Below are 561 nucleotides of genomic sequence, written 5' to 3'. Positions count from 1 at the left end.
CGGGAGGGCCCGGCGGGCCCTGGGGTCCCGGGTTCGGTCACGGCGGCCCCTGGGGCGGCCGAGGACGCGGCGGACCCAGGGGGAGGGCACGGCGCGGTGACGTCCGCGCGTCGATCCTCGCCCTGCTGAAGGACCGTCCGATGCACGGGTACGAGATGATCCAGGAGATCGCCGAGCGCAGCGGCGGGGCGTGGAAGCCCAGCCCCGGCTCGGTCTACCCGACCCTTCAGCTGCTGGAGGACGAGGGTCTGATCATCAGCGAGTCCGAGGGCGGCAAGAAGCTGTTCTCCCTCACCGAGGCCGGCCGCACGGCCGCCGAGGACGGCCCGGAGGCTCCCTGGGAAGAGGCCTCGCGCGGGGTCGACTGGGAGGCGCTGGGCGAGATCCGGCAGGCCGGGTTCGGGCTGATGGAGGCCTTCGGGCAGGTCTGGAAGACGGGGAGCAAGGAGCAGCGGGACAAGGCGCTCGCCGTCATCAACGAGGCCCGTAAGAAGCTGTACCTGATCCTCGCCGACGAGCACTGAGCCGGCGGCCGACGGTCGCTGAGGGGACCGAGGGGCG

The 561-nt window shown here is 72.9% G+C and carries 1 protein-coding gene; it reads left to right on the top strand.

Annotation, left to right across the window (positions count from 1 at the left end):
- Positions 1 to 524: PadR family transcriptional regulator (locus CCN29_RS32135; protein WP_086686055.1), on the top strand; the 524-nt coding region annotated here is incomplete at its 5' end.
- Positions 525 to 561: the final 37 nt, after the last annotated feature.

This window comes from Streptomyces pseudogriseolus (assembly GCA_002154585.1).
GTDB classification, from domain to species: domain Bacteria; phylum Actinomycetota; class Actinomycetes; order Streptomycetales; family Streptomycetaceae; genus Streptomyces; species Streptomyces pseudogriseolus.
Note: the sequence above shows the minus strand (reverse complement) of the source record. Positions and strands in the feature narration are given on the sequence as shown.